Below are 21,503 nucleotides of genomic sequence, written 5' to 3'. Positions count from 1 at the left end.
ACAGTTCCTGTGCAGTTTTATTGCATAGCAGGCATGAGAGCCCTATGTGCGCGTTTTAAGTGTATACCATGTGCGTGAGCTTTTCGGGGTTTATATCCTTCTGTGAAAGGCGGTAGTCACTATGGACATCCTGACCCTTGTTGATCGGTTGGAAGCTCTTGTCAACGGAGGCTGGCGTATCCCCTTTACGGCCAAAACCGTTGTGGATGAAAATGCCTTTTTCGATCTCATTGACCAAATGCGCGTTTCTATTCCCCAGGAAGTGAAACGCGCGAATGACCTGCTTCAGGATCGAGAAAGGATATTAACCACGGCTGCACAGGAGGCCGAACGCATTATCGAAGAAGCGCATGAAAAAGCCGCGTGTTTGGTGGATGAGCACGAGATCGTTTCGGCAGCACGCGCTGAGGCAGAAAGCATTAGAGCAGAGGCCAGGCGCCAAGCGGAAGACATTTGCAAGGGTGCAGATGAGTATGCCATTGGCATCCTCAGCCAATTGGAGACTGAGCTGTCTTCTTTGCTGAAGACCACTTCCAATGGTCTAGAGCAACTGCGCAGGAGACGTATGCCATCATCCTCGGAGTAAGCGGAGCAAACTCATTAAAGACCCGATGTCTATGCTGCGATGTTTGACACAATACCTTCTGTGTCCTACAATGCGTCCTGCGGCTAACGCCTTGGCACATGTATTTTTGAATAGGTGTTGATGCTATGCGCTTCAATGTAGCTCAATTGCTCAAATCTCCTGCTGGTGCTAGCAGGGAATATGATCTCGACGAGGACATCACTGGCATTGACGAGGATTTAGACATTGTTTCAATGCTGCTTGGCAGGGTTAGGCTCTTGCGTACTGGCAGTGGGATCCTTGTGACAGGTCACTTGCAGACGGAGATCCGAGTACCTTGTCGGCGGTGTTTGACACCGGTTACCGTGTCCGTTGTGCTGGAATTAGAGGAGCATTTCCGTCCTTCTGTAGATATATTGACCGGCGCACTGCTGCCTCTTGAGGTCGGTGAGGACGAGGCGACCAGGACGGATTTGCATCACATTCTTGATCTTACGGAGGTGGTGCGTCAGAACTTGCTGCTAGGCGTACCTATAGCGCCGTTGTGTAGCCCACAATGCCGAGGTTTATGCCCGCAGTGCGGAAAAAATCTGAATGAGGGGCCATGTGATTGTCAGTATGAGGAGAGCGATCCCAGACTGATGATCTTGCATGGCTTGTTGTAGCCTATCTGGAAAGGAGTATTTACGTCGTGGGAGCATTACCGAAAAGGAAAATATCGAAAGGACGACGTGATCGCAGGCGCAGCCATCTGGCGTTGAAAACGACTAAATTGGTGCCCTGCCCGCAATGCCATGAATTGCGTCGTCCGCACCACGTGTGCCCATCTTGTGGCAGTTACAAGGGCACCGAGGTCATCGAGATCAAGACCAAGACTAAAAAAGAATCTTAGGCATCGAAACCTTGCCTAACGAGCCTTTCTGTTAGCTCGAGGCAGACGGCATCAAGGCAAGAAGGGAATTACATGATTAGAACGCCTCTTTGTGACTTACTAGACATTGAACATCCAATTCTGCAAGGGGGGATGGCTTGGGTTTCAACCCCTCCTCTGGTAGTTGCGGTCTCTGAAGCAGGAGCTTTAGGCATCCTGGGGGCAGGGAATGCCCCGCCTGATTTGGTTGAGGCGCAGATACGTGAGATCAAGAGGTGCACCAGTAAGCCCTTCGGGGTCAACGTACCCATGTTTTCCCCCTTTGCTCAGGATGTTTTCCAGATCTGCGTGCGCGAAAAGGTGCCAGTGGTCACCACGGGAGCAGGGAACCCCAGCGCTTACATTCCCATATTGAAACAAGCGGGCATCCTGGTGATACCGGTGGTAGCATCCGTAGCGCTTGCCAAACGACTCGAACGAGTTGGTGCAGATGCGGTGATAGCAGAGGGCAGCGAATCGGGGGGGCATATCGGAGATGTGGGGACATTGCCCCTGGTACCCCAGGTTGTAGATGCAGTGCAGATTCCTGTTATAGCGGCAGGGGGATTTGCTGATGGGCGCGGTTTAGTAGCAGCGCTTGCGTTGGGAGCAGTCGGTATACAAATGGGCACGCGCTTTATCTGTACGAAAGAATGCACAGTGCACCCGAACTACAAGGACATGATTGTCAAAGCTGGCGACAGAGCCACGATCACCACGGGGCATAGCCTGGGCCATCCCGTGCGTGCTCTGCGTAACCCCATGACACGCAAATTCGAGGAGATGGAGAAGCAGGAGCTTAGTGAAGAGGCGCTCATCGAGTTTGGAACAGGCAAGCTGCGTCTGGCGGCTGTGGAAGGGAATGTAGTAGAAGGGTCTTTTATGGCTGGGCAAAGTTGTGGCCTGGTTCATGATATTCCTAGCGTTGCTGAATTAATCGAACGCATCATCTCAGAGGCTGAGGATCTCTTGCTGCATTTGCCGCGCCATGTCACCGATAGCTGTAGCTCTCAATGAACAGCGAGGCAGTGTCCATAGCAACACAGAACAAATTGGCTTTTGTCTTTCCTGGCAGCGGCTCTCAATATGTAGGCATGGGCCGCGATGTGTATGACCGCTACCCGACAGCAAAGTGCTTTTTTGAAGAAGCGGATGCCATCCTTCATTTCCCCCTTTCTAGATTGTGTTTCGAGGGGCCAGATGACGAACTGATGGATGCGGTCAATGTTCAACCAGCCATGCTCACCGTCAGCGCAGCATTATGGGCTGTTTTGCAAGAGCAGGTAGAGGCAAAACGCCCGACCTCTGAGGGCTGGTTCCAAGGCAGAACCCCAGCCTTTGTGGCTGGGCACAGTACGGGTGAATACACGGCTTTGTTTGCAGCCGGGGTGCTTGATTTCGCCTCAGCCCTGCGGCTAGTTCGCGAGCGAGGGCGTTTGATGAAAGAAGTTGGAGACAAAAAGCCAGGAGCTATGGCCGCGGTGTTGGGTCTTGAAGTTGGACCATTGCGTGCTATTTGCGAGGAAGTAGGCAACGTATGGGTGTCCAACGATAATGCACCGGGGCAAATTGTGCTGTCGGGCAGTAAACCTGCGCTAGAAAAGGCACTGCAATTGGCTATGGGAAGAGGGGCGAAAAGGGTTGTTCCGTTAGCGGTAAATATTGCTTCTCATTCCCCATTGATGGAGCCTGCAGCAGAATCCTTTGCTATTATCGTGAATGGGTTGACCCTGAACAAAGCTCAAGTGCCCATTGTGAGCAATGTCTCTGCCTCCGCTATTGTGGAGCCAGCGGATATCCGTCGTGAACTGGTGCAGCATCTCACTTCGCCTGTGCGCTGGGTGGAATCTGTGCGCTATATGATTGCTCACGGAGTGCAAACTTTCGTCGAGATTGGGCCAAAGGATGTATTGAGCGGGCTGATCAAGCGTATTGACCGTAGCGTGTGCATCCTCAACGCGGGCACTGTGCAAGAAATCGAAATGTTGGTGGAAACATGAGGGAATTAGACGGCAGGGTAGCAGTCGTAACTGGAGCATCCCGTGGTATTGGTCGAGCCATTGCCATTAAACTGGCCAGCTTGGGAGCAAAAGTGGTGGTTAACTACCGCAGCAATCAGGCTGCGGCAGAGGAAGTGGTGCAGCACATCCGCGCCATAGGGGGGGAGGCGATCGCTGTGCAGGCTGATGTCAGCATCTACGACGACGCACAAAGGCTGATTCAGAGTGCATTGGATCACTTTGGTCGATTAGATATCTTGGTCAATAATGCGGGTACTACCCGTGATACCCTGTTGGTGCGTATGTCTGAAGAGGATTGGGACGTAGTAATCAACACCAATCTGAAAGGGGCTTTCAATTGCACCAAAGCAGCCCAGCGTCCGATGCTCAAACAACGTTACGGCCGTATCGTCAACATCACTTCGATCGCCGGGTTGGCTGGCAATCCGGGTCAGGCAAACTATGCCGCCGCCAAGGCAGGTCTGGTTGGTTTTACCAAGGCATTGGCCAAGGAAGTGGGGGTGCGCAACATCACGGTCAATGCAGTAGCCCCAGGCTACATCCCTACGGATCTGACCGCTATCTTGCCCCCAGAGCTAGTCGCAAAAGGTATAGAAATGACGCCCCTTGGGCGTCCCGGATCTCCAGAGGACATTGCCAATGCCGTGGCTTTTCTGGTTTCGGACGAGGCCAGTTATATCACAGGACAAGTGTTGTCTGTGGATGGCGGCTTGGCAATGCAATGACGGCAGTGATTGCAAAGGAGAAGGCACAGTGGTGGAACGGAAATTGGGCACAGTAGTGATCTCTCCGACAGTCTTGGCAACGATTGCCCGACAGACCACGCTCTCAGTACCAGGCGTGGTGCAAATGAGCCCGCTGGGAGTGCATCGGCTTTGGAGTGCACGCCAAGGCGGGGGTGTCAAGGTGCAGGTCATTGATGACGCAGTGATTCTGGATATTTACATTGTAGCTGCTACCGATGTCAATATGCTGCAATTAAGTCGAGAAATACAGTCCAAAGTGAGTCGTGCGATCCGTGAAATCGTGGGCATGGCTGTTAGTGAAGTGAATGTGCACATCGTGGATGTGGAGGCTCGCGAAGCCTAGGGTTCGAAAATGAAGACCAGACGTCAGGCCCGCATCGTGGCCCTGCAAACCTTGTTCGAAGTAGATAGTGTAAACCATCCCGCAGAACAAGTTCTGGCACAGCGTCTCGAAGAGAAGCCCCTGCCTGCTGAGGGGAGGACTTTTGCCAGACAATTGGTGTTGGGGGTATTAGAGCACCTTCAGGAACTGGATGAGATCATCCAGAACATTGCAACCGATTGGCCTCTGGAGCAGATGGCTATTGTGGACCGGAACATATTGCGCATTGCCGTTTACGAAATAACGGTGGATGGGCAAACGCCAGTTAAAGTGGCGATTAATGAAGCAGTGGAACTCGCCAAGCTCTTTGGGAGCGATAGTTCGCGACGTTTTGTCAATGGTGTGCTAGGCACACTGGTGTCGAATCGAGGCGCAGTGTCTACAGAGTAGGCGTAACGCTGTGAGCCAGAGGTGAGGTACTTACTAGAAACAGCTTAGCCGAGGAGGATGAGCTAAGGGTTAGCGTCTATGGCAAATGAAGTGCAGATGACCATCATCGAACACCTTGAGGAGCTGCGTCAGCGGCTGATGAAATGCCTGATCGCGGTAGCGATCACGACTGCCCTGTCTTTTGCTTTCACTACTCAGATCATGCGCATCCTCATCGCTCCAGCAGGAATCAAGCCAGTTTTTTTACGGCCCACGGAAATGTTTGTCACCTATTTCAGAGTGGCGCTTTTGGCTGGCAGCATTTTGGCGATGCCGGTTATCGTATATCAAACGATCCAATTTGTATGGCCAGGGCTCCGGAACAGCGAGCGACTGTACGTGCGTATTATCGTTCCAGCAGCCACACTGTCTTTCATCCTGGGAGTGCTGTTCACCTATTTCGTATTGTTACCCTTTGCTTTGCGTTATTTGGTCTCCTTCGGCGGTGATCTGGTGGAGGCCAAGTGGACCATCGGCGAATATATTTCCTTTGTGACAACGCTTCTCTTTTGGTCTGGGGTTATCTTTGAGACACCGTTGATCCTTTACTTTTTGGCTCGCTTACGCATCATCTCGCCCCAATTCCTGTCACAGAATCGTAAATTCGCTATTCTGATTATTGCAGTGCTCGCAGCAGTCATCACACCTACTCCTGATCCCTTTAATATGGGGTTAGTGATGCTGCCCTTGTTGCTGATGTATGAAGTGGGTATTCTATTGGCCAAATTGGCCTATCGGGGACGTTCGTGAGCAACGCCTTTACAATCTGATTACATTCTATCCAAGGTCAAAGGAGCCTTTGGAATGCCCCCCATCAAAAATTACCAGGAATTGCTCGCAGCAGCCGCTGCCGTGGGGCCAGTCCCGGTGGTGATCACTGCAGCACATGAATATGAAGTTTTACAAGCTGCTTGTGAGGCTCAAGTACGCGGCATTATTGACGCTACATTGGTTGGGTGTGCTCAGAGCATCCACGAGATAGCACGTGAACGTGGCTTAGATCTCGCCACGATGCACATCGTGGATGAGCTGGATGAGGCAGTAGCAGCTGAGAAAAGCATGCGCCTTGTAGCCACGGGCGATGCCAAAGTAGCGATTAAAGGGCAATTGCCAACCAGCACCTTTCTCCGCGCGGCATTGGCGCGTGAGGCTGGGCTGCGAACGAACCGCCTTATCTCTCACGTAGGCGTTTTTGAAGTGCCTGGCTTCGACCGCTTGCTCTTCATCGCGGATGGCGGTGTCGTGCTTTATCCTACCAAAGAGCAAAAGATCGAGATTATCAGCAATAGCATCGCCGTGGCGCGTGGATTTGGCATTCAACAGCCTAAAGTGGCCCTTCTGGCAGCAACTGATGAGGTTTTTGCAGAATTGCCTGTGACGGTTGAAATTGCAGAGATTGTGGCCATGCAAGACCGGTGGCTGGCCGAGGGTGCGCTTGTTGATGGGCCTTTTCTCTTAGATACGGCCGTGTCGCCAGAGATTGCGCGACAGCGTGGCCGCGGCGGGCCGGTAGCGGGCTATGCTGAGGTGCTGGTGGGGCCGGATGTGGAATCGGTTAACATCATGGCCAAAGGGATTACCTACTTTGCTGGAGGCCGCATGGCTGGCCTGGTGGTCGGGGGCAAAGCACCACTGGTGGTTGGTTCACGAGCTGACCCGCCTGAGACGCGGTTGGTATGCATTGCGGCTGGTGCCTTGCTTGCTGCGGAATGCGGGGCTTCCTAGCAGTAAGGCTTTTGGGGCTGCTTGATTAAGAGGAGATGCTTCGATGAAGAAGACACGCGTGTTGATCATGGGCGCTGCAGGGCGCGATTTTCATAACTTTAACGTTTGTTTCCGTGATAACCCCCTTTTTGAGGTGGTTGCTTTCACTGCCACGCAGATACCCAATATTGAGGGACGCACATACCCCCCAGAGCTGGCTGGTAAACTCTATCCCGCTGGCATTCCCATTTATCCTGAAAGCGAGCTCGAAACGCTCATCCGCGAGCGGGATATAGACCAGGTAGTTTTTGCTTACAGCGATGTGCCCCATGAATACGTGATGCACAAAGCGTCACAGGTCTTGGCTGTAGGTGCAGATTTCCGTTTGATGAGCAAAGAGACTATGTTGAAAGCCAAAGTGCCGGTAGTTTCCGTCTGCGCTGTTCGTACCGGCAGTGGAAAGAGCCAGACGACGCGCCGTGTTTCGGATATCCTGCGTCAGATGGGGAAAAAGGTAGTTGTCGTGCGACATCCCATGCCCTATGGCAATCTGGTTAAACAGGTTTATCAGCGGTTTGCCAGTTATGAAGACCTGGACAAGTATGAATGCACCATCGAAGAACGCGAGGAATACGAGCCTCACTTGGATAGAGGCACTATTGTCTATGCAGGTGTGGATTACGAACGAATTCTGCGTCAAGCGGAACAAGAGGCCGAAATCCTATTGTGGGATGGCGGCAACAACGATTTGCCATTTTACAAGCCTGATCTGCATATCGTTGTTACGGATCCCCATCGAGCTGGACACGAGCTGCGGTACCACCCTGGCGAAGCCAATTTGCGCATGGCAGATGTGGTCGTCATCAACAAGATCGATACATCAGAGCCAGATAAGATGGAGACAGTCCGACACAACATCTTGGCCGTGAACCCCCGTGCTGTCGTGGTGGATGCGGCATCCCCCATATTTGTTGATGACCCACAGGCAATCAGAGGACGCCGAGTCCTGGTTGTGGAGGATGGTCCTACTCTGACTCATGGCGAGATGTCCTATGGCGCGGGCGTTGTGGCTGCGCGGCGCTTTGGGGCGGCAGAAATCGTAGATCCGCGACCTTATGCAGTTGGTTCTATCGCAGAGACTTATCAGAAATATCCTCATACCGGCTCTGTGCTGCCGGCTATGGGTTATGGAGCCAGGCAAATTCAGGAGCTGGAAGAAACCATCAATGTCACGCCATGCGACATGGTCATCGTTGCCACGCCTATTGATCTGCGGCGCGTGGTCAAGATCAACCGCCCGACGCAACGCGTGCGCTACGAACTGCAGGAGATTGGACGGCCCACATTACAGGACGTGCTCAACACAAGATTCGGTAGATGATCAAGAACGGGATCGGGAATCCTTGTTCCAGGAGAGGAGGTGAAGCGTATCGAGAGCTGAAACAGTATTCTGTGCCCCATTCACTACTCAGAGAGGAGGTCTGCTATGCCTAGAGAAGTAGCTATTATTGGCGTAGGCTATTCTGGTTTCCGTGCCTTGACGCCAGAAGTGTCATACAAGGAACTGATGTACGAGGCAGCGGTCAAAGCGTATGAAGATGCTGGCGTAGATCCGCGCCGCGATATCGAGAGTTTTGTGACTGTAGCGGAGGATTTCACGGAAGGCACGAGCATTTTCGATGAGTATGTCCCCGACCAACTGGGGGCGGTGCTGAAACCAGTCCATACCATTTCCGGAGAAGGCTTGCATGGTTTCATTGCCGCGTACCTACAGATCCTCACCGGGGCGATGGACATTGTGGCAGTGGAGGCTCATAGCAAGGCATCGAACATCCTTACTCCCGATGAAATCATGGCCTTTGCGATGGACCCGGTGTACAACCGACCCCTGCAGGTCAATCCCCATTTCATTGCTGGTTTGGAGATGAACCGTTACCTGTGTGAGACGGGCACTACCAGGGAACAATGCGCGCTGGTAGTAGCGAAGAACAAGCACAACGCCTTGTACAATCCCCTTGCTGCGTACGGAGCCAACATTGCTATCGAGGATGTCTTGCAATCTGAGATAGTCTCCTATCCCCTTTCGCGACTGGATATGAGTCCCCGTGCGGATGGAGCCATTGTCATGGTCCTGGCTGCAAGAGAACGAGCGGAAGAACTGAGCGATATACCCATATGGATTCGAGGTGTAGGGTGGTGCAACGATTCGTTCTCTCTGGAAAACAGGGATTGGATGAACGCTATCTATGCAGCAAAAGCGGGAGAGACGGCCTACCGGATGGCTGGCATCCGAACTCCTTGGCAGGAATTAGATTTTGCCGAGATTGACGATACATTCTCTTACAAAGAACTACAGCATATGGAAGCGTTACGCCTCTGTCGTCCAGGGGAAGCCGGGATGCTGACCGAGGATGGGGCTACTGAGATTGGGGGCGATTTTCCGGTGAATCCTTCTGGGGGCAGCTTGGGGATGGGTCATTTGCTGGATGCTTCTGGATTGGCACGGCTGCTAGAAGTAGTGCTGCAACTGCGCGGCGAGGCGGGCCAGCATCAACTGCCCGATGTAGAGGCTGGCCTGGCTTTCGCTTGGCGTGGTTTGCCCACAACAAGCGGCGCCGCAGTCATCCTGTGCAATTGAGAGGAGGTCAAAATGGGTCTGAGAAAGGTAGCCGTAGTTGGTGCAGGAATGACCAAGTTCGTCCGACGCGCCCAGGAAACCGGCAGGGAATTAGCCTACGAGGCTGCGAAAATGGCGCTGGATTCTTGTGAGCTCACCCTGGATGATGTGGATGCCGTGGCGCTTGGCACCGCTCCAGATGCTTTTGACGCCGTGCACATGAAGGGCGAGTACCTGAGCGATGGAGCGGGAGCTTGGCGCAAGCCATTCATGCGCTCGTATGTGGGGGGTGGCACTGGGGTGTTTGCTCCGATTCAGGGCTGGTATCATGTCGCCTCTGGCCTGTTCGATGTCTGCCTGGTCGTCTGCGAGGAAAAGATGTCCAGTTGCCAGCCTCATCCACAGGGAGCGTTTCTTACCATCTTCGACCACACCACCGAGCGTCCGCTGGGACCTAACTTGCTGTGGATTTTTGCCTTGGAAATGAACCGCTACATGCAGACATATGGCCTGCAGAAAAAAGATATCGCTCTGGTGTCGGTGAAGAACAAGCGCAATGCGGCTGATCACCCTTGCGCGCTGCTGGGCGATCCGAATATCACGGTAGAGGATGTTTTGAACTCCGAGGTGTTGGCCTGGCCAGTGCAACGATTGGATGTAAGCCCCGTCACGGATGGCGCTGTGGCCGTGGTACTTGCCGCAGAAAACGTAGCCAAGCGTATCACAGATAAACCAGTGTGGATCAAAGGCGTGGGATGGTCATTGGACACTGCGTACTGGACGAACCGAGACCTGTACTATCCCAAGTACGTGGAGTATGCCGCGCGCATGGCTTATGAGATGGCTGGCATTCGCGAACCACGCAAAGAGATCCATGTCGTTGAGCCTTACGATCCGTTCGACTACAAGGAGCTGCACCATTTGGAAGGATTGCTTCTGGCGGATAAGGGTGAAGCCCCACGCCTAACCGCGGAAGGCGTGACCGCGCGTACTGGCAACATGCCCGTCTGCCCTTCGGGTGGACTGTTGGGAGTGGGCAACCCCATCGCCGCTGCAGGTTTGATGAAGGTCGCTGAGATTTTCTGGCAACTAAGGGGCGAGGCTGGCAAACGACAAGTGCCCGGCAAACCCATCACTGGGCTGGCCCAGGCTTGGGGTGACCTGATGCAGGTAGGCACCGTGATCATCCTGGGGATTGGGGGATAGGAGGAGAAAATGACTGCCAAGATCAAAGAGTTTCCTGGTGTAGGGCTACGCGAGTCCGACTTTACGGAGAGAAAGGTACTTTTCACTGAATGGAAGCCAAATGCGCAATATGCCTGGGATGCAGGCATTGCCATTGGCCGCTATCTGGCAGAGCTAAAGGAAGGACGTATTATTGGAGTACACTGTCACCGCTGCCGGCGCACCGTGGTGCCGCCGCGCATCTTTTGCGAGTGGTGCTTTCGACCCATGGACGAATGGGTGTACCTGGAGGATCACGGAGTGGTGAACACCTTCTCTATCTGCCATGTGCGATGGGATATGGAACGTCTTGAAGAACCGCTGATCCCAGCCGTTATCGAGATCGCCGGGGCGTCCAAAGGCATGGGTATTTTGCACCTGCTGGGCGAGGTAGACCCCAAACAGGTCAAAATTGGCATGAAAGTCAAGGCGGTATGGAAACCTGCCGCGGAACGCATCGGCGCCATCACCGATATCCTCTACTTCAAACCTGTTGAGTGAGGAGGAAACCCATGGCCTTGCTAGAGAAAGTAGACAAGAATATTCAAGCAAGAGTTTGGCGCGGAGATATGCCCATCCAAGGACGCTACACTTGCGGCCTGGCGGGCGAGAGATTCTTCCGCGAGATGATGGACAATGCCCGTTTCGTGGGCACGCACTGTCCAGAATGCGATTACACGTACGTGCCCCCCGCCATCTATTGCGAACGCTGTTTCTCGAAACTGGATGAATGGGTGGAGGTAGGCCCTGAAGGGACAGTACAGAGCTTCACCGTTTTGCTCATCGCTCCTGATGGTTCTCCGCTTGAGGAACCAGAAATCCTGGCTCTTATCCAGTTGGATGGTGCGGATAGCGTGTTGGTCCATCGTTTAGGCAAGGTGGGCCTTGATGAACTGACTATTGGCATGAGAGTCAAAGCCGTTTTCAAACCTAAGCGTGAACGCGAGGGATCCATTCTGGATATTGTGCACTTTGTACCAGTTAACGCTTGAGCGATCACGAGACCCCAAGAGGCGTTTCTCAACCCTTTTGGGGTCTTGCGGAATCCTGTAACAGGGAGGAGGGTATGGAGATCCTAGCAGAAGGCTGCGGAGAGTTAGTGGGCTGGCATGACCCAGACGAGCATCGTGCTTGGATCCGCGAAAACAAATCGCGGAATCTGAAAGACAAGCGCACGACCATAGCGGAAGCCGTGGCGAAATACGTTTTCGATGGCGCTTACATTGCCTTTGGTGGATTTGGCCACATCCGCGTTTCCATGGCTGCCGTGTACGAGATCATCCGCCAGCGGAAGAAAAACCTAATCCTGGCTGGCAAGACGGCGGTACATGATGCGGACATCTTGATTGGTTCGGGCTGTGTGGATCGCATCGAAGTGGCCTATGCTTTTGGCCACGAACTACGTGGTTTATCACCCGCTTCGCGTCGAGCTGTAGAGACGGGGCAGTGCAGGGTTATCGCAGAGCTGAGCAATGCTGCCTATCAATGGCGCTTTCTTGCCGGGATGATGGGCGTGCCCTTTATTCCCACACGGAACATGCTTGGCACGGACACGCTTAAGCACAGTTCAGCCAAAGTCGTGAAAGATCCATTTAGTGGCAAGCCGATCTGTCTCTTGCCTGCTTGCTATCCTGATGTGGTTTTTATCCATGTGCCGCGCTGCGATATATACGGCAATGCCCAAATTGACGGCACACTGATCGAAGACTTCGAGCTCGCTCGGGCAGCAAGGCGTTTGATTTTGACTACAGAGGAGATTATCCCCGAGTCAGAGATCCGCAGGACCCCGTGGCGAACTGTCATCCCGTTCTTCCTTGTGGATGCAGTGGTGGAAGTGCCCTATGGTTCCCATCCATGCCAGATGCCCCTGCGCTATTTCTTTGATGAGGAGCATATTGGTGAGTGGCTACAATTGTCCAAAACACCAGAAGGCACCAAAGAATATTTTGATAAATATGTGCACGGGACCAAAGATTTTAACGAGTATCTAGAACTCGTAGGAGGGCTACGCAAGCTGCAATATTTGAAGCAGGTGGAGGAACTGCGAGCACCCATGAGGGCACCCTGGCTGAAGAAGGAGGAGTAAATCATGCAAGCAGACTATACGCCCACAGAACTATTAGCCGTGGTAGCCAGCAGGTTGTTGGAAGACGGAAAGTCTGCCTTTGTGGGGACAGGATTACCAATGATTGCAGGCATGCTGGCACAACGGACACACGCTCCCAACCTACTGATCATCTTCGAAGCCGGCGGAATAGGGCCGCGAGTACCGGTCTTGCCTATCTCGGTTGGTGAATCACGGACTTTCTACCAGGCTGTTGCTGCTTCTAGCATGCACGACGTGATGTCTATCTCACAGTCGGGATACATCGACTACGGTTTCCTTGGCGCAGCGATGATTGATATGTATGGCAACATCAATACCACGGTTATCGGTGAGCATGATCACCCTACAGCCCGCCTACCTGGCAGTGGTGGCGCGAATGATGTGGGGTCTTTCTCCTGGCGGACTATTATCATGATGCGTCAGGAAAAACGACGCTTTCTGAAGAAGGTAGATTTCATCACAACACCAGGCTATCTGACAGGGCCTGGCGCACGAGAGAAGGCTGGTCTGCCTGCAGGCACCGGGCCGTACCGAGTCATTACACAGCTTGGCCTTTATGGCTTCGATGAGACGACCAAAAGGCTCATGCTCCTCGCAACCCATCCTGGCGTAACCATAGAACAAATTCAGGAGAATAGTGAGTTTGAGATCCTGATTCCAGAGCACGTCGAGATGACGGAACCACCTACTGCCGAAGAACGTCGCATTCTGCGGGAGATAGACCCAACGGGCATTGCGATTGGCAAGTGACGGATAGCGAGTAATGAGTGAGGAGTAATAAGCGAAAACTAGTATTCAGAATTGCTTGGTCTATGCTAACAGAAGAGGGAGATTGCTGAATGGACTTTGAACTGACTGAAGAACAACAGATGATCCGCAGAATGGTGCATGATTTCACCGAAAAGGAAATCCGGCCAATCACCAGAGAAATCGATGCAACTGGGCAATTCCCCTGGGAGATCATCCGCAAGATGGGTAGCCTGGGGCTGATGGGCTTGCCCATTCCCGAAGAGTATGGAGGTTCTGGCGCGGATACTATATCTTATGCCCTTGCTGTGGAAGAGATTTCTCGTGTCTCGGGATCCATTGGAATCACTTTAGCCGCTCATACCTCCTTGGGTTTGTATCCCATCTACCGCTTTGGCACCGAGGAACAAAAACGTAAATACCTGCCAAAATTGGCTTCTGGCCAAGGACTGGCTGCCTTTGGCCTTACAGAGCCAGAAGCAGGTTCCGATGCTGCTGCCATCAAGACCACAGCGGTCTTGGACGGAGATCACTGGGTGATCAATGGGCAAAAAATTTTCATCACCTCTGGTTCCATTGCTGATGTGGTCATCATTGCTGCGGTTACGGATAAGTCGGCCGGCACACGGGGCATTAGCAACTTTATCGTAGAAAAGGGAACACCAGGTTTTCGCCCTGGACGCGATGAAGAGAAGATGGGGCTCAAGGGGTCGGTTACCTCGCAGCTTTTCTTCGAAGATTGCCGTGTGCCGAAGGAAAACCTGCTTGGCCAACCAGGTGAGGGGTACAAGCAGTTCTTGATCACTTTGGATGGCGGACGCATCAGCATTGGCGCTATGGCTGTTGGGCTGGCACAGGGCGCCTTTGAAGCAGCGCTTAAATACTCCAAGGAGCGTGTGCAGTTTGGCCAACCTATTGCTCGATTCCAGGCTATCCAGTGGATGATCGCCGATATGGCGACCGAGATCGAGGCGGCGCGATTGCTAGTATACCGCGCTGCTTGGCTCAAGGATAAAGGAGTGCGCTTTACCAAGGAAGCGGCTATGGCTAAGTTGTATGCCTCTGAGGCTGCCGAACGGGCTTGTTTCAAAGCCATCCAGATTCACGGCGGATACGGCTATATGAAGGAGTACGATGTCGAACGCATCTACCGTGACAACCGCCTAACCACGATTGGCGAGGGGACAAGTGAAATCCAGCGCCTGGTCATTGCACGGCAAGTGCTCGAGGCCAGCAAATGATGAACGTTTGAAAATAACCGGTCAGTAAAGGACGGATTGCGTTAAAAAGCTTTCGTGTTGATGGAGCGTACCACTCGGCTATGCTTATGAGGGCTTCGTCTTTTAAGTGCTAAAGCGCTCACTACGAGCCAATTCACATGTTCTTAAACGCTAAAACGTATATGAATGATGTCCCCATCCTGCACGATATAATCCCGACCTTCCAGGTGCAACAAACCTTTTTCGCGCACTGCAGTCGCTGAGCCAGACTGAACCAGATCGTTGTAACTCATCACCTCAGCACGGATAAAGCCGCGCTGCATATCGCTGTGGATGCGGCCAGCAGCTTCGATGACAGCAGTGCCGCGCTGGATAGGCCAGGCACGCACTTCTTTTCCGCCAGTGATGGTGAAGAATGTGATCAAATTCAAGAGACGGTATCCGGACTTGATGAAGCGATTGAGGCCTGGTTCTTGCACTCCTAACTCACGTAGGTAGCCAATGGCTTCTTCATCGGGCCATTCTGTCAACTCCGCCTCGCACTGGGCACAGATGACCACGAGTTCTGTTCCTTCTTTAGCAGCCAGGCGCCGCAATGGCTCTACCAAGGGACCTCCATCAGGCAAATCCTCTTCACCCACATTTGCTACGTAGAGACAAGGTTTTGCTGTCAACAGATTCATTTCACGGGCCAGTTCCATTTCCAGTAGCGACAAGGTTGCGCCACGGATTGGGAGCCCCTGATTGAGATGCTGACGCAATGCTTCCAAAGCAGCGAGTTCGGCTTCGAACTCAGCAAGCTTGCCTTTTGCTGCGCTTTTTGTTCTTTCCTGCCGTCGCTCTACCGTAGCCACATCAGCTAGTATGAGTTCGAGCTGCACAGTCTCAACGTCTTGGATAGGGTCTAATTCCGCAGTAACATGGGGGATGTCGGGATTGCGAAAGGCGCGCACTACCATGGCTATGGCATCCACTGTACGAATGTAGCTCAAAAACTGGTTGCCTAGTCCCTCCCCTTTGCTTGCCCCTTTGACCAGCCCGGCAATGTCCACCACGCGCAACGTGCTAGGGACGACCTTTTCCGGCTTGACGATGGCGGCAATGTTGTGCAGCCTTTCATCAGGCACTGGAACCACACCAATATTGGGCTCGATAGTGGTGAAGGGATAACTTGCTACAAGAGCATGCGCCCTGGTCAAGGCATTGAAAAGCGTGGATTTGCCCACATTAGGCAACCCTACAATACCGAGTTCTACCGCCATTTTGCACCTTCTTGACCTTTCAGTGGCTGTTGGGTAGCTGGCTTTCCCGTTGCAGTGCTTTGCGCAAGACAGGCAGGAGGCGTGGGATAATGTCTAATCTTCCCAAGTCCATTTCATCTGCCCAACACACTTCCACCGCGTCGGTCCCTGCAACTGCTTCCCCACTTACATGACGGGCCGCGAGGTCTATCAGCACATAGTGATAACGGATGCGTCCGTTTGTATCCCGCTGAATCAGATCGAATACGGAGAGCACATCGCCGGGCTCGATCTCGATTGCACACTCCTCGCGTACCTCCCGAATGGCAGTCTGAGCCAAGGTTTCGCCTAATTCGACCGTTCCGCCGGGGATGCTCCATTGACCTCGGTTAGGGGTATTAGCGCGACGGATCAATAGGACCTTTTCCTGTCTGACCACCACGGCTCCCACGCCCACAATGGGAGCCTTGGGGTACTCACGATGCATATTCACCTCCTGCAACCCCATTATACCATCTTGCTCATCACTTGGCAACGCTGAGGGTGTTGGCAAAGCCCTCCACTGTCATCCCTTTACCTCTCAGGGCGACATCTGAGTGAAGAAGAATCCCTCGTTCCGCATCGTTAATGGGCTTTTGTGCCTCAGTATGACAAGAGCCTTTTCAACACTTTCAGTCTCTAAGAAATAGGGGGGCTTCGCGTCTCAGAATGGTGTTTCAGGATAACGTACCAAGTAGTTGTGCGAACTAACGCCTTTATTCCAGAACGTATCGTGTGTACCTTTCTATTCCCGAACTTTGTGCACAGATTAATTCTGTTTTATAATCCTACCCACAATCAGGTGCTTTACATTACAGAGTTCACTATCGGTGCCTATGATCGAGAAGGAACTTTCGATGAAGAACAAGAAATGGTTCATTACACTGGTGTTCGTTTTATTAACGAGCGGGGTAGGGGCCTGTGCATTGTCACCATTGTCGCCCGAGCCACTACCTTCTCCTCCCCCCACAGTATTGCCCACGATCGCGCCCTCGCCTACAACGCCTCCTATTGAGGTACTCGATCCCTCAGGCTGTGAGATACATTTATGGCATTCCTTTACCGCTGAGAGAGAGACAACACTGCTTGCCTTGGCCTCTACTTTCCAGATAAGCAACACCTATGGCATACGAGTACGCGTAGAATTCCATCGCCCACTGCATAAGGAAGTGCAGGCTGCTATCGCCGCAGGAACTCCTCCGGACATCGTCATCGCATCATGTGAGCAAATTGCCGAGTATGCTCTGGCTAATGCGGTCGTGCCAATAACTGAATACATCGCTAATGCCCAGCATGGATTGAGTGAGGCGGAGCTGGCCGACCTGTGGCCCATTGCATTGGAAACCGGGTGTTTCTCCGTCCATACCAAGCAACCCCTCGGGTTGTTTTTCGATAGCAATGCTATGGTAATGTTCTACAACGCAACATGGTTGAAAAAACTCAAAGTTGAGAGCCCTCCTCAGACTTGGGATGAATTCAGGGTACTGTGCAATACGGCTCGAGACAAAAAAACCGCTACGTGGGGCTATGCGTATGCCGCCAATGGACCTGTGCTAGTCAACTGGATTGCAGGCTTGGGAGGTACGCCTATTGATTTACGCAGCGGAGAGGCTATACTGGACAGTTCACCGGTCATTTCCGCCATATCCGTCTTGAGAGATTTGATTCAAGATGGCTGTGCCTACTATGCACCCGAGCCAGACACAATCCTGGCGGATTTTGCTGCAGAAAAGATCTTGTTTGCGTTTGGCTCAACACGCGACCTGCCTAAATATTCACAAGCGATTTTGAATCCCAAGACTAAGAAAGCCGAGTTTACCTGGAGCATTGCGCCCATGCCCTATCTCACGGACGAACCAGTCGTAGATGTGCAAGGCTACGCCATGAGCATAATGCGCACCACACCTCAGCAGCAACTGGCCGCTTGGCTGTTTCTCAAGTGGTTTTTGCAGCGCGAGAATGACGTGCAGTGGGCCTTGTCCTGCGGTTCCCTTCCACTGCACAAGTCCAGTCCAGAGATCGAGGAGATGAAAAGCTACCTCGAACAAAACCCGCAATATGAGGCAGCTTGCCAATTGATGGCGTATGCCCAATCGGAGCCGGCCGTGCCCAAGTGGCAGAGCATTCGCGAATTGCTTGTGAACGCTGCCTTTGCTGTATGCCAAAGCCAAGCCGAGCCAGCAGAGGCTCTTGCGGCTGCAGATGTTGCTGCAGACAACCTGCTCGCCAGGTAATTTGCCGTGCGGGAGAGCAACCATGAAAAACAGGACTATCTTGATATGGGCAGTCATTTGGATTCTGCTGGCCAATTCATGCCAGCCCGCTCAAGCATGTGCGCCTATTCCAGCAGTCTTGCCCACTGTGAATACCTTAGCAGCACTGGAGGCGCATCTTACCACAAGTGGCAGAGGGGAAAAGGGAGCAGTGGTCATCGCTCTGGACGGCGCGCGCCCTGATTGGCTAAATAGCTATATGCAGGAAGGCACAATGCCCAATCTCGCCATGCTGTCCCAGCGTGGCGTCACGGCGGCATATATGCAAACTGTAGACCCGGCTTTGCCAACTATCACTTATCTCTCATTGAGCACCGGAGTTCTCCCTAGCCAAATCGGTCTAGTGGCCGATAAGTTGCCTCTGACACAGAACATCTTTCAAAGGCACGACGACCTATGGGAAGAAATCTCTGCGCTGCCAGAACCGATTTGGCGCACAGCGATGCGCAGTGGTTTGACGACTGCCACGTTGTTTTGGCCAGTTGCCTTCCCTGACAGACCCGATGTGCATGCTGACTACATGATTACCACCGCCGAGAGCGATATCCCGGCCGCACAGCATGTCATCACGCTGCAGGAAGCAAGCAACTGGAGAGACCCTCCCCCCTCCTTCAGCCCGTTGAAGGAGGGAGCATTGCATATCACAAGCCAAGAAGGCAGCACTGTGGCTGTGTTTCATGTTTTAGCCGTGGATACCCAAGATGACGCCGCTGATCACTATGACCTGTTGCTGTTGGATGATGACCACGATGTATCAAATGGATGCACCGAGCTCCGCATGGGCAAATGGGCTTCCGCAACGGTCAGCCCTCGTTTACATAGCGGCGCTTATTTTCAGTTTACTGCCTCTGTAGGCATTACAGCCACCGTGTACCAAAGTCGTCTTTGCTATAACCAGGCCTATCCAGCGGACTTGTTGAAAGCGATTAATGCCGAGTTTGGCTTCCCCCCTCCTGCTCCTGATATCGAAGCCCTGCAGAAAGGCTGGCTCTCACCGCAACAATACTACGAAATGGCCGAACGCAGGGCCAAATGGATGATGGATGTCGTGCTGTACGTATACCAAACATACCACCCTGATTTGTTGCTCACTGTACAAGATATTATCGCTCAGTGTGCCCGTCCTTTCCTTCTGGTGGATGAGCATCAAAAGGAATACGATGCGGACAAGGCGCAGTTATACGCATCTTATTTGCAGAAAGCACATACTGTAGCCGATGGAAACCTCAAAAACCTGCTAGGACTTGTCAACCTTGCGGATTCCGCCATCTTCGTTCTATCGGCTCATGGCATGATACCGGTGCACACGACAGTACATGTGAATAGAATCCTGCTCAATGTACGACTGCTACAGACAAAAACCAGCCCAACAGGAGACAAAGTGGACGAAAATAAGAGCAAGGCCTGGGCTTGGACCAGCGGAGGCAGCGCTCACATCTACATCAATTTGCAAGGCAGAGAATGGCCAGGGGCGGTGGCACCAGAGGATTATGAAAAGGTACAGGAACAGATTATACAAGCACTAGAGGGAATACAAGATGAGAATGGACAGCAAGTGTTTACGCGTATCCTCGGTCAGCAAGATCTGAGCACAATCCACCTGGACGCGCCCTGTTCCGGCGATGTATTTGCTCAAGCAGCACCAGGTTATTCCTTGTCCGACGAATTGTGGGTCAAAAAAGTTCTGTTGCCCTCGCCATATTATGCCGAAGTAGGCTTCGATGCAGGGTTAGATGAGATGCATGGCATTTTTATTGCTGCTGGCAATGGCTTGATATCGGGAAGAATGATACCCTCAGTGCATATCCTAGACATTGCCCCCACCATTGCTAAGGCCTTGGATCTGCAACCAGCGTCCACGATGGTAGGACATGCTATGGAAGGAATTTGGCGCTAAAAGAGGCCCACACACTGCGTGTGAACCTCTTCTGAGGTTATCCCAAAGCCAACAAAAGCGGCTCCCATACCTTACCTTCGAATATTGGGTATGGGAGCCCTATCCATTCCTTTTGCGGTAGCACATTTGCATCTGCTATAGATTCACAAGGGTATTTAGTCGGCTTTGTAGGTAATTTGATAGTCAGTAGGCACTACCTCCACCCATGTTTGACCGGGTCGTAACGGCACCGGCGTCCCATCTAGGTATACGTATTTGCAGAAATCCAACGTACCTGGTTTGACCCACTTCGCCTCAATCATCACCCCATCGCGGAATATTTGTGCGCGCCCCTCACCAGAAAATACAATATTGAAGGTGGGAGCACCATTGACATCCTTGACATCCGTCTCCTCATACTTTGCATAATGAACAATTACGTTAGCCGCGCTAAGCTGCTGCCCATTCAATGCATCCGTATGAGGCTCGCCTTGGACAAAGCGCTTGTAAACACGCTCATCCGAGTTATAACGGTATTCAACAAGAGCCCTTCGCGGATAAGGTATCAGGATATAGGTAGCAGGCTCGCCCTTGGGAGGCGGGTCATCTGCTGCAGAGAAGGAGAAGCCTTCAAGGCGTACCGCTTTTTCTTTGCCTGTCTTGGCTAGGTAATCCCGAACCCTTTGTGCACTCGTTGCTACTCGTCCCATCCATGGGTAAGCTTTCCATTTGCCTTGAGGCTGGAGCCAATAGTAGGGATCTGGATGAAAGTACTCATCCAGGTCAGTAATAGTGGACCGTGAGATCAACCATCGAACTTGGTCATTGGCGCCAGAGTGGACAAGGGCTCCGTCGAACATGTAGCCCAAATCAATAGTGAACAGCCGTGCACTGCGAACCGGCTTCAGTTCTCTGGGGTCCTTGCTCCAGATAATAGCCGTCAGACGGGTTATCGTCCAGCCATCCATTGCCTCTTCATAGACCATGTCCGCTTCAGAAAGCCCTGATTGCGGGCGGACCTCGGGATCATTACCAATGCGTACCAGGAGCGGGCGCCGTTGTAGTACTGAGGGATTCTGCACCAACTCGCCAGTCAGTGGGTTGAAATACGGATTCACGGTCGGTGTAGGCGTGGGAGTAATAGTAGCAGTCGGCGTGGGCGATGGCTCTGGAGTTGGTGAAGGATACGGCGTCGGAGCATGTACCTCAATGGTAAAGGTTGGTTTAGGCGTTCTCGTGGGGGGGATGTTTCCAGGATTAGAACTTGAACCGCAAGCCACACCGAAAACCGTGCTTACTGCAATCAACAAGATCAAGGTCATCAAGCGAGACGGCTGAAGCTCGTTCATGTTATGAAATACGCTCACAGTTCTGCGTTCCTCCATAAAGCAAGTGATGACAC

The 21,503-nt window shown here is 52.6% G+C and carries 23 protein-coding genes; 20 read left to right on the top strand and 3 right to left on the bottom strand.

The features are described 5' to 3' along the window. Nucleotides 1–121 precede the first annotated feature (121 nt). From H5T67_03110 to H5T67_03025, 18 genes are all read left to right on the top strand, one after another. Nucleotides 122–586, top strand: coding sequence for an ATPase (locus tag H5T67_03110; GenBank protein ID MBC7244310.1), 465 nt, complete (start codon nucleotides 122–124; stop codon nucleotides 584–586). A gap of 125 nt (nucleotides 587–711) precedes the next feature. Beyond that, the gene (locus tag H5T67_03105; GenBank protein MBC7244309.1) at nucleotides 712–1,230 is read left to right on the top strand and encodes a DUF177 domain-containing protein; all 519 of its coding nucleotides are present in this window, start codon (nucleotides 712–714) and stop codon (nucleotides 1,228–1,230) included. 26 nt (nucleotides 1,231–1,256) lie between these two features. Next, nucleotides 1,257–1,457, top strand: a complete 201-nt coding sequence (gene rpmF, locus H5T67_03100) for a 50S ribosomal protein L32 (protein MBC7244308.1) — start codon at nucleotides 1,257–1,259, stop codon at nucleotides 1,455–1,457. 72 nt (nucleotides 1,458–1,529) lie between these two features. Beyond that, nucleotides 1,530–2,492, top strand: a complete 963-nt coding sequence (gene fabK, locus H5T67_03095; protein MBC7244307.1) for an enoyl-[acyl-carrier-protein] reductase FabK — start codon at nucleotides 1,530–1,532, stop codon at nucleotides 2,490–2,492. Beyond that, nucleotides 2,489–3,475 carry an ACP S-malonyltransferase gene (gene fabD, locus H5T67_03090; protein ID MBC7244306.1) on the top strand — a complete coding sequence of 329 codons (987 nt, stop codon included), beginning with the start codon at nucleotides 2,489–2,491 and terminating at the stop codon, nucleotides 3,473–3,475. Before fabK ends, fabD begins: the two co-directional genes overlap by 4 nt. Then, nucleotides 3,472–4,221 carry a 3-oxoacyl-[acyl-carrier-protein] reductase gene (fabG, locus tag H5T67_03085; protein ID MBC7244305.1) on the top strand — a complete coding sequence of 250 codons (750 nt, stop codon included), beginning with the start codon at nucleotides 3,472–3,474 and terminating at the stop codon, nucleotides 4,219–4,221. Before fabD ends, fabG begins: the two co-directional genes overlap by 4 nt. A 31-nt stretch (nucleotides 4,222–4,252) precedes the next feature. After that, complete coding sequence (locus H5T67_03080; GenBank protein ID MBC7244304.1) at nucleotides 4,253–4,585, top strand: Asp23/Gls24 family envelope stress response protein; 333 nt, start codon at nucleotides 4,253–4,255, stop codon at nucleotides 4,583–4,585. Between the two features lie 9 nt (nucleotides 4,586–4,594). Continuing rightward, nucleotides 4,595–5,014 (top strand): transcription antitermination factor NusB, encoded by a 420-nt coding sequence (nusB, locus tag H5T67_03075; GenBank protein MBC7244303.1) that lies wholly within the window; start codon nucleotides 4,595–4,597, stop codon nucleotides 5,012–5,014. A gap of 78 nt (nucleotides 5,015–5,092) precedes the next feature. Next, a complete protein-coding gene (tatC, locus tag H5T67_03070; protein ID MBC7244302.1) occupies nucleotides 5,093–5,803 on the top strand; it encodes a twin-arginine translocase subunit TatC in 711 nt (236 codons plus the stop codon). A 54-nt stretch (nucleotides 5,804–5,857) separates the two neighbouring features. Continuing rightward, entirely contained in the window at nucleotides 5,858–6,778 is a 921-nt protein-coding gene (locus H5T67_03065) for a phosphate butyryltransferase (GenBank protein MBC7244301.1), read from the top strand. Nucleotides 6,779–6,821: 43 nt separating this feature from the next. Further along, nucleotides 6,822–8,138, top strand: a complete 1,317-nt coding sequence (locus H5T67_03060; GenBank protein ID MBC7244300.1) for a GTPase — start codon at nucleotides 6,822–6,824, stop codon at nucleotides 8,136–8,138. A 105-nt stretch (nucleotides 8,139–8,243) separates the two neighbouring features. Then, a complete protein-coding gene (locus H5T67_03055; protein MBC7244299.1) occupies nucleotides 8,244–9,395 on the top strand; it encodes an acetyl-CoA acetyltransferase in 1,152 nt (383 codons plus the stop codon). Nucleotides 9,396–9,407: 12 nt separating this feature from the next. Further along, the gene (locus tag H5T67_03050; protein ID MBC7244298.1) at nucleotides 9,408–10,580 is read left to right on the top strand and encodes a thiolase domain-containing protein; all 1,173 of its coding nucleotides are present in this window, start codon (nucleotides 9,408–9,410) and stop codon (nucleotides 10,578–10,580) included. A gap of 9 nt (nucleotides 10,581–10,589) precedes the next feature. Next, nucleotides 10,590–11,099, top strand: coding sequence for a Zn-ribbon domain-containing OB-fold protein (locus H5T67_03045; GenBank protein MBC7244297.1), 510 nt, complete (start codon nucleotides 10,590–10,592; stop codon nucleotides 11,097–11,099). Nucleotides 11,100–11,110: 11 nt separating this feature from the next. Next, the gene (locus tag H5T67_03040) at nucleotides 11,111–11,590 is read left to right on the top strand and encodes a Zn-ribbon domain-containing OB-fold protein (protein MBC7244296.1); all 480 of its coding nucleotides are present in this window, start codon (nucleotides 11,111–11,113) and stop codon (nucleotides 11,588–11,590) included. Nucleotides 11,591–11,664: 74 nt separating this feature from the next. Beyond that, complete coding sequence (locus H5T67_03035) at nucleotides 11,665–12,684, top strand: CoA transferase subunit A (protein ID MBC7244295.1); 1,020 nt, start codon at nucleotides 11,665–11,667, stop codon at nucleotides 12,682–12,684. A 3-nt stretch (nucleotides 12,685–12,687) separates the two neighbouring features. Continuing rightward, on the top strand, nucleotides 12,688–13,455 hold the full coding sequence (locus tag H5T67_03030; GenBank protein MBC7244294.1) for a 3-oxoacid CoA-transferase: 768 nt from the start codon (nucleotides 12,688–12,690) through the stop codon (nucleotides 13,453–13,455). Nucleotides 13,456–13,544: 89 nt separating this feature from the next. Beyond that, nucleotides 13,545–14,693 (top strand): acyl-CoA dehydrogenase, encoded by a 1,149-nt coding sequence (locus H5T67_03025; GenBank protein ID MBC7244293.1) that lies wholly within the window; start codon nucleotides 13,545–13,547, stop codon nucleotides 14,691–14,693. A 143-nt stretch (nucleotides 14,694–14,836) separates the two neighbouring features. Here the strand turns inward: H5T67_03025 and ychF are convergent, their stop codons facing one another. Together ychF and H5T67_03015 are read right to left on the bottom strand one after the other, a co-directional pair. Beyond that, nucleotides 14,837–15,934, bottom strand: coding sequence for a redox-regulated ATPase YchF (gene ychF / locus H5T67_03020; protein MBC7244292.1), 1,098 nt, complete (start codon nucleotides 15,932–15,934; stop codon nucleotides 14,837–14,839). A gap of 19 nt (nucleotides 15,935–15,953) precedes the next feature. Beyond that, nucleotides 15,954–16,400: an NUDIX hydrolase gene (locus tag H5T67_03015; protein MBC7244291.1), complete on the bottom strand. Its 447-nt coding sequence runs from the start codon at nucleotides 16,398–16,400 to the stop codon at nucleotides 15,954–15,956. 409 nt (nucleotides 16,401–16,809) lie between these two features. Between H5T67_03015 and H5T67_03010 the strand changes: the two genes are divergently transcribed. Together H5T67_03010 and H5T67_03005 are read left to right on the top strand one after the other, a co-directional pair. Next, nucleotides 16,810–18,186, top strand: coding sequence for an extracellular solute-binding protein (locus tag H5T67_03010; protein ID MBC7244290.1), 1,377 nt, complete (start codon nucleotides 16,810–16,812; stop codon nucleotides 18,184–18,186). Nucleotides 18,187–18,208: 22 nt separating this feature from the next. Then, nucleotides 18,209–20,122: an alkaline phosphatase family protein gene (locus tag H5T67_03005; GenBank protein ID MBC7244289.1), complete on the top strand. Its 1,914-nt coding sequence runs from the start codon at nucleotides 18,209–18,211 to the stop codon at nucleotides 20,120–20,122. Between the two features lie 155 nt (nucleotides 20,123–20,277). Here H5T67_03005 and H5T67_03000 read toward each other — a convergent pair whose 3' ends face one another. Then, the gene (locus H5T67_03000; protein MBC7244288.1) at nucleotides 20,278–21,468 is read right to left on the bottom strand and encodes a DUF3048 domain-containing protein; all 1,191 of its coding nucleotides are present in this window, start codon (nucleotides 21,466–21,468) and stop codon (nucleotides 20,278–20,280) included. Between the last annotated feature and the right edge of the window lie 35 nt (nucleotides 21,469–21,503).

The organism is Chloroflexota bacterium, from assembly GCA_014360905.1.
In the GTDB taxonomy this organism is placed as follows: Bacteria; Chloroflexota; Anaerolineae; order UBA2200; family UBA2200; genus JACIWX01.
This window is presented reverse-complemented; position numbering and strand designations above follow the sequence as displayed.

Bases quoted from the DNA above. Each gene is read 5' to 3' on its own strand.
- H5T67_03110 (MBC7244310.1), top strand. From the start codon at position 122: ATGGACATCCTGACCCTTGTTGATCGGTTGGAAGCTCTTGTCAACGGA.
- H5T67_03105 (MBC7244309.1), top strand. From the start codon at position 712: ATGCGCTTCAATGTAGCTCAATTGCTCAAATCTCCTGCTGGTGCTAGC.
- fabK (MBC7244307.1), top strand. From the start codon at position 1,530: ATGATTAGAACGCCTCTTTGTGACTTACTAGACATTGAACATCCAATT.
- fabD (MBC7244306.1), top strand. From the start codon at position 2,489: ATGAACAGCGAGGCAGTGTCCATAGCAACACAGAACAAATTGGCTTTT.
- fabG (MBC7244305.1), top strand. From the start codon at position 3,472: ATGAGGGAATTAGACGGCAGGGTAGCAGTCGTAACTGGAGCATCCCGT.
- nusB (MBC7244303.1), top strand. From the start codon at position 4,595: ATGAAGACCAGACGTCAGGCCCGCATCGTGGCCCTGCAAACCTTGTTC.
- tatC (MBC7244302.1), top strand. From the start codon at position 5,093: ATGGCAAATGAAGTGCAGATGACCATCATCGAACACCTTGAGGAGCTG.
- H5T67_03065 (MBC7244301.1), top strand. From the start codon at position 5,858: ATGCCCCCCATCAAAAATTACCAGGAATTGCTCGCAGCAGCCGCTGCC.
- H5T67_03060 (MBC7244300.1), top strand. From the start codon at position 6,822: ATGAAGAAGACACGCGTGTTGATCATGGGCGCTGCAGGGCGCGATTTT.
- H5T67_03055 (MBC7244299.1), top strand. From the start codon at position 8,244: ATGCCTAGAGAAGTAGCTATTATTGGCGTAGGCTATTCTGGTTTCCGT.
- H5T67_03050 (MBC7244298.1), top strand. From the start codon at position 9,408: ATGGGTCTGAGAAAGGTAGCCGTAGTTGGTGCAGGAATGACCAAGTTC.
- H5T67_03045 (MBC7244297.1), top strand. From the start codon at position 10,590: ATGACTGCCAAGATCAAAGAGTTTCCTGGTGTAGGGCTACGCGAGTCC.
- H5T67_03040 (MBC7244296.1), top strand. From the start codon at position 11,111: ATGGCCTTGCTAGAGAAAGTAGACAAGAATATTCAAGCAAGAGTTTGG.
- H5T67_03035 (MBC7244295.1), top strand. From the start codon at position 11,665: ATGGAGATCCTAGCAGAAGGCTGCGGAGAGTTAGTGGGCTGGCATGAC.
- H5T67_03030 (MBC7244294.1), top strand. From the start codon at position 12,688: ATGCAAGCAGACTATACGCCCACAGAACTATTAGCCGTGGTAGCCAGC.
- H5T67_03025 (MBC7244293.1), top strand. From the start codon at position 13,545: ATGGACTTTGAACTGACTGAAGAACAACAGATGATCCGCAGAATGGTG.
- ychF (MBC7244292.1), bottom strand. From the start codon at position 15,934: ATGGCGGTAGAACTCGGTATTGTAGGGTTGCCTAATGTGGGCAAATCC.
- H5T67_03015 (MBC7244291.1), bottom strand. From the start codon at position 16,400: ATGCATCGTGAGTACCCCAAGGCTCCCATTGTGGGCGTGGGAGCCGTG.
- H5T67_03010 (MBC7244290.1), top strand. From the start codon at position 16,810: ATGAAGAACAAGAAATGGTTCATTACACTGGTGTTCGTTTTATTAACG.
- H5T67_03005 (MBC7244289.1), top strand. From the start codon at position 18,209: ATGAAAAACAGGACTATCTTGATATGGGCAGTCATTTGGATTCTGCTG.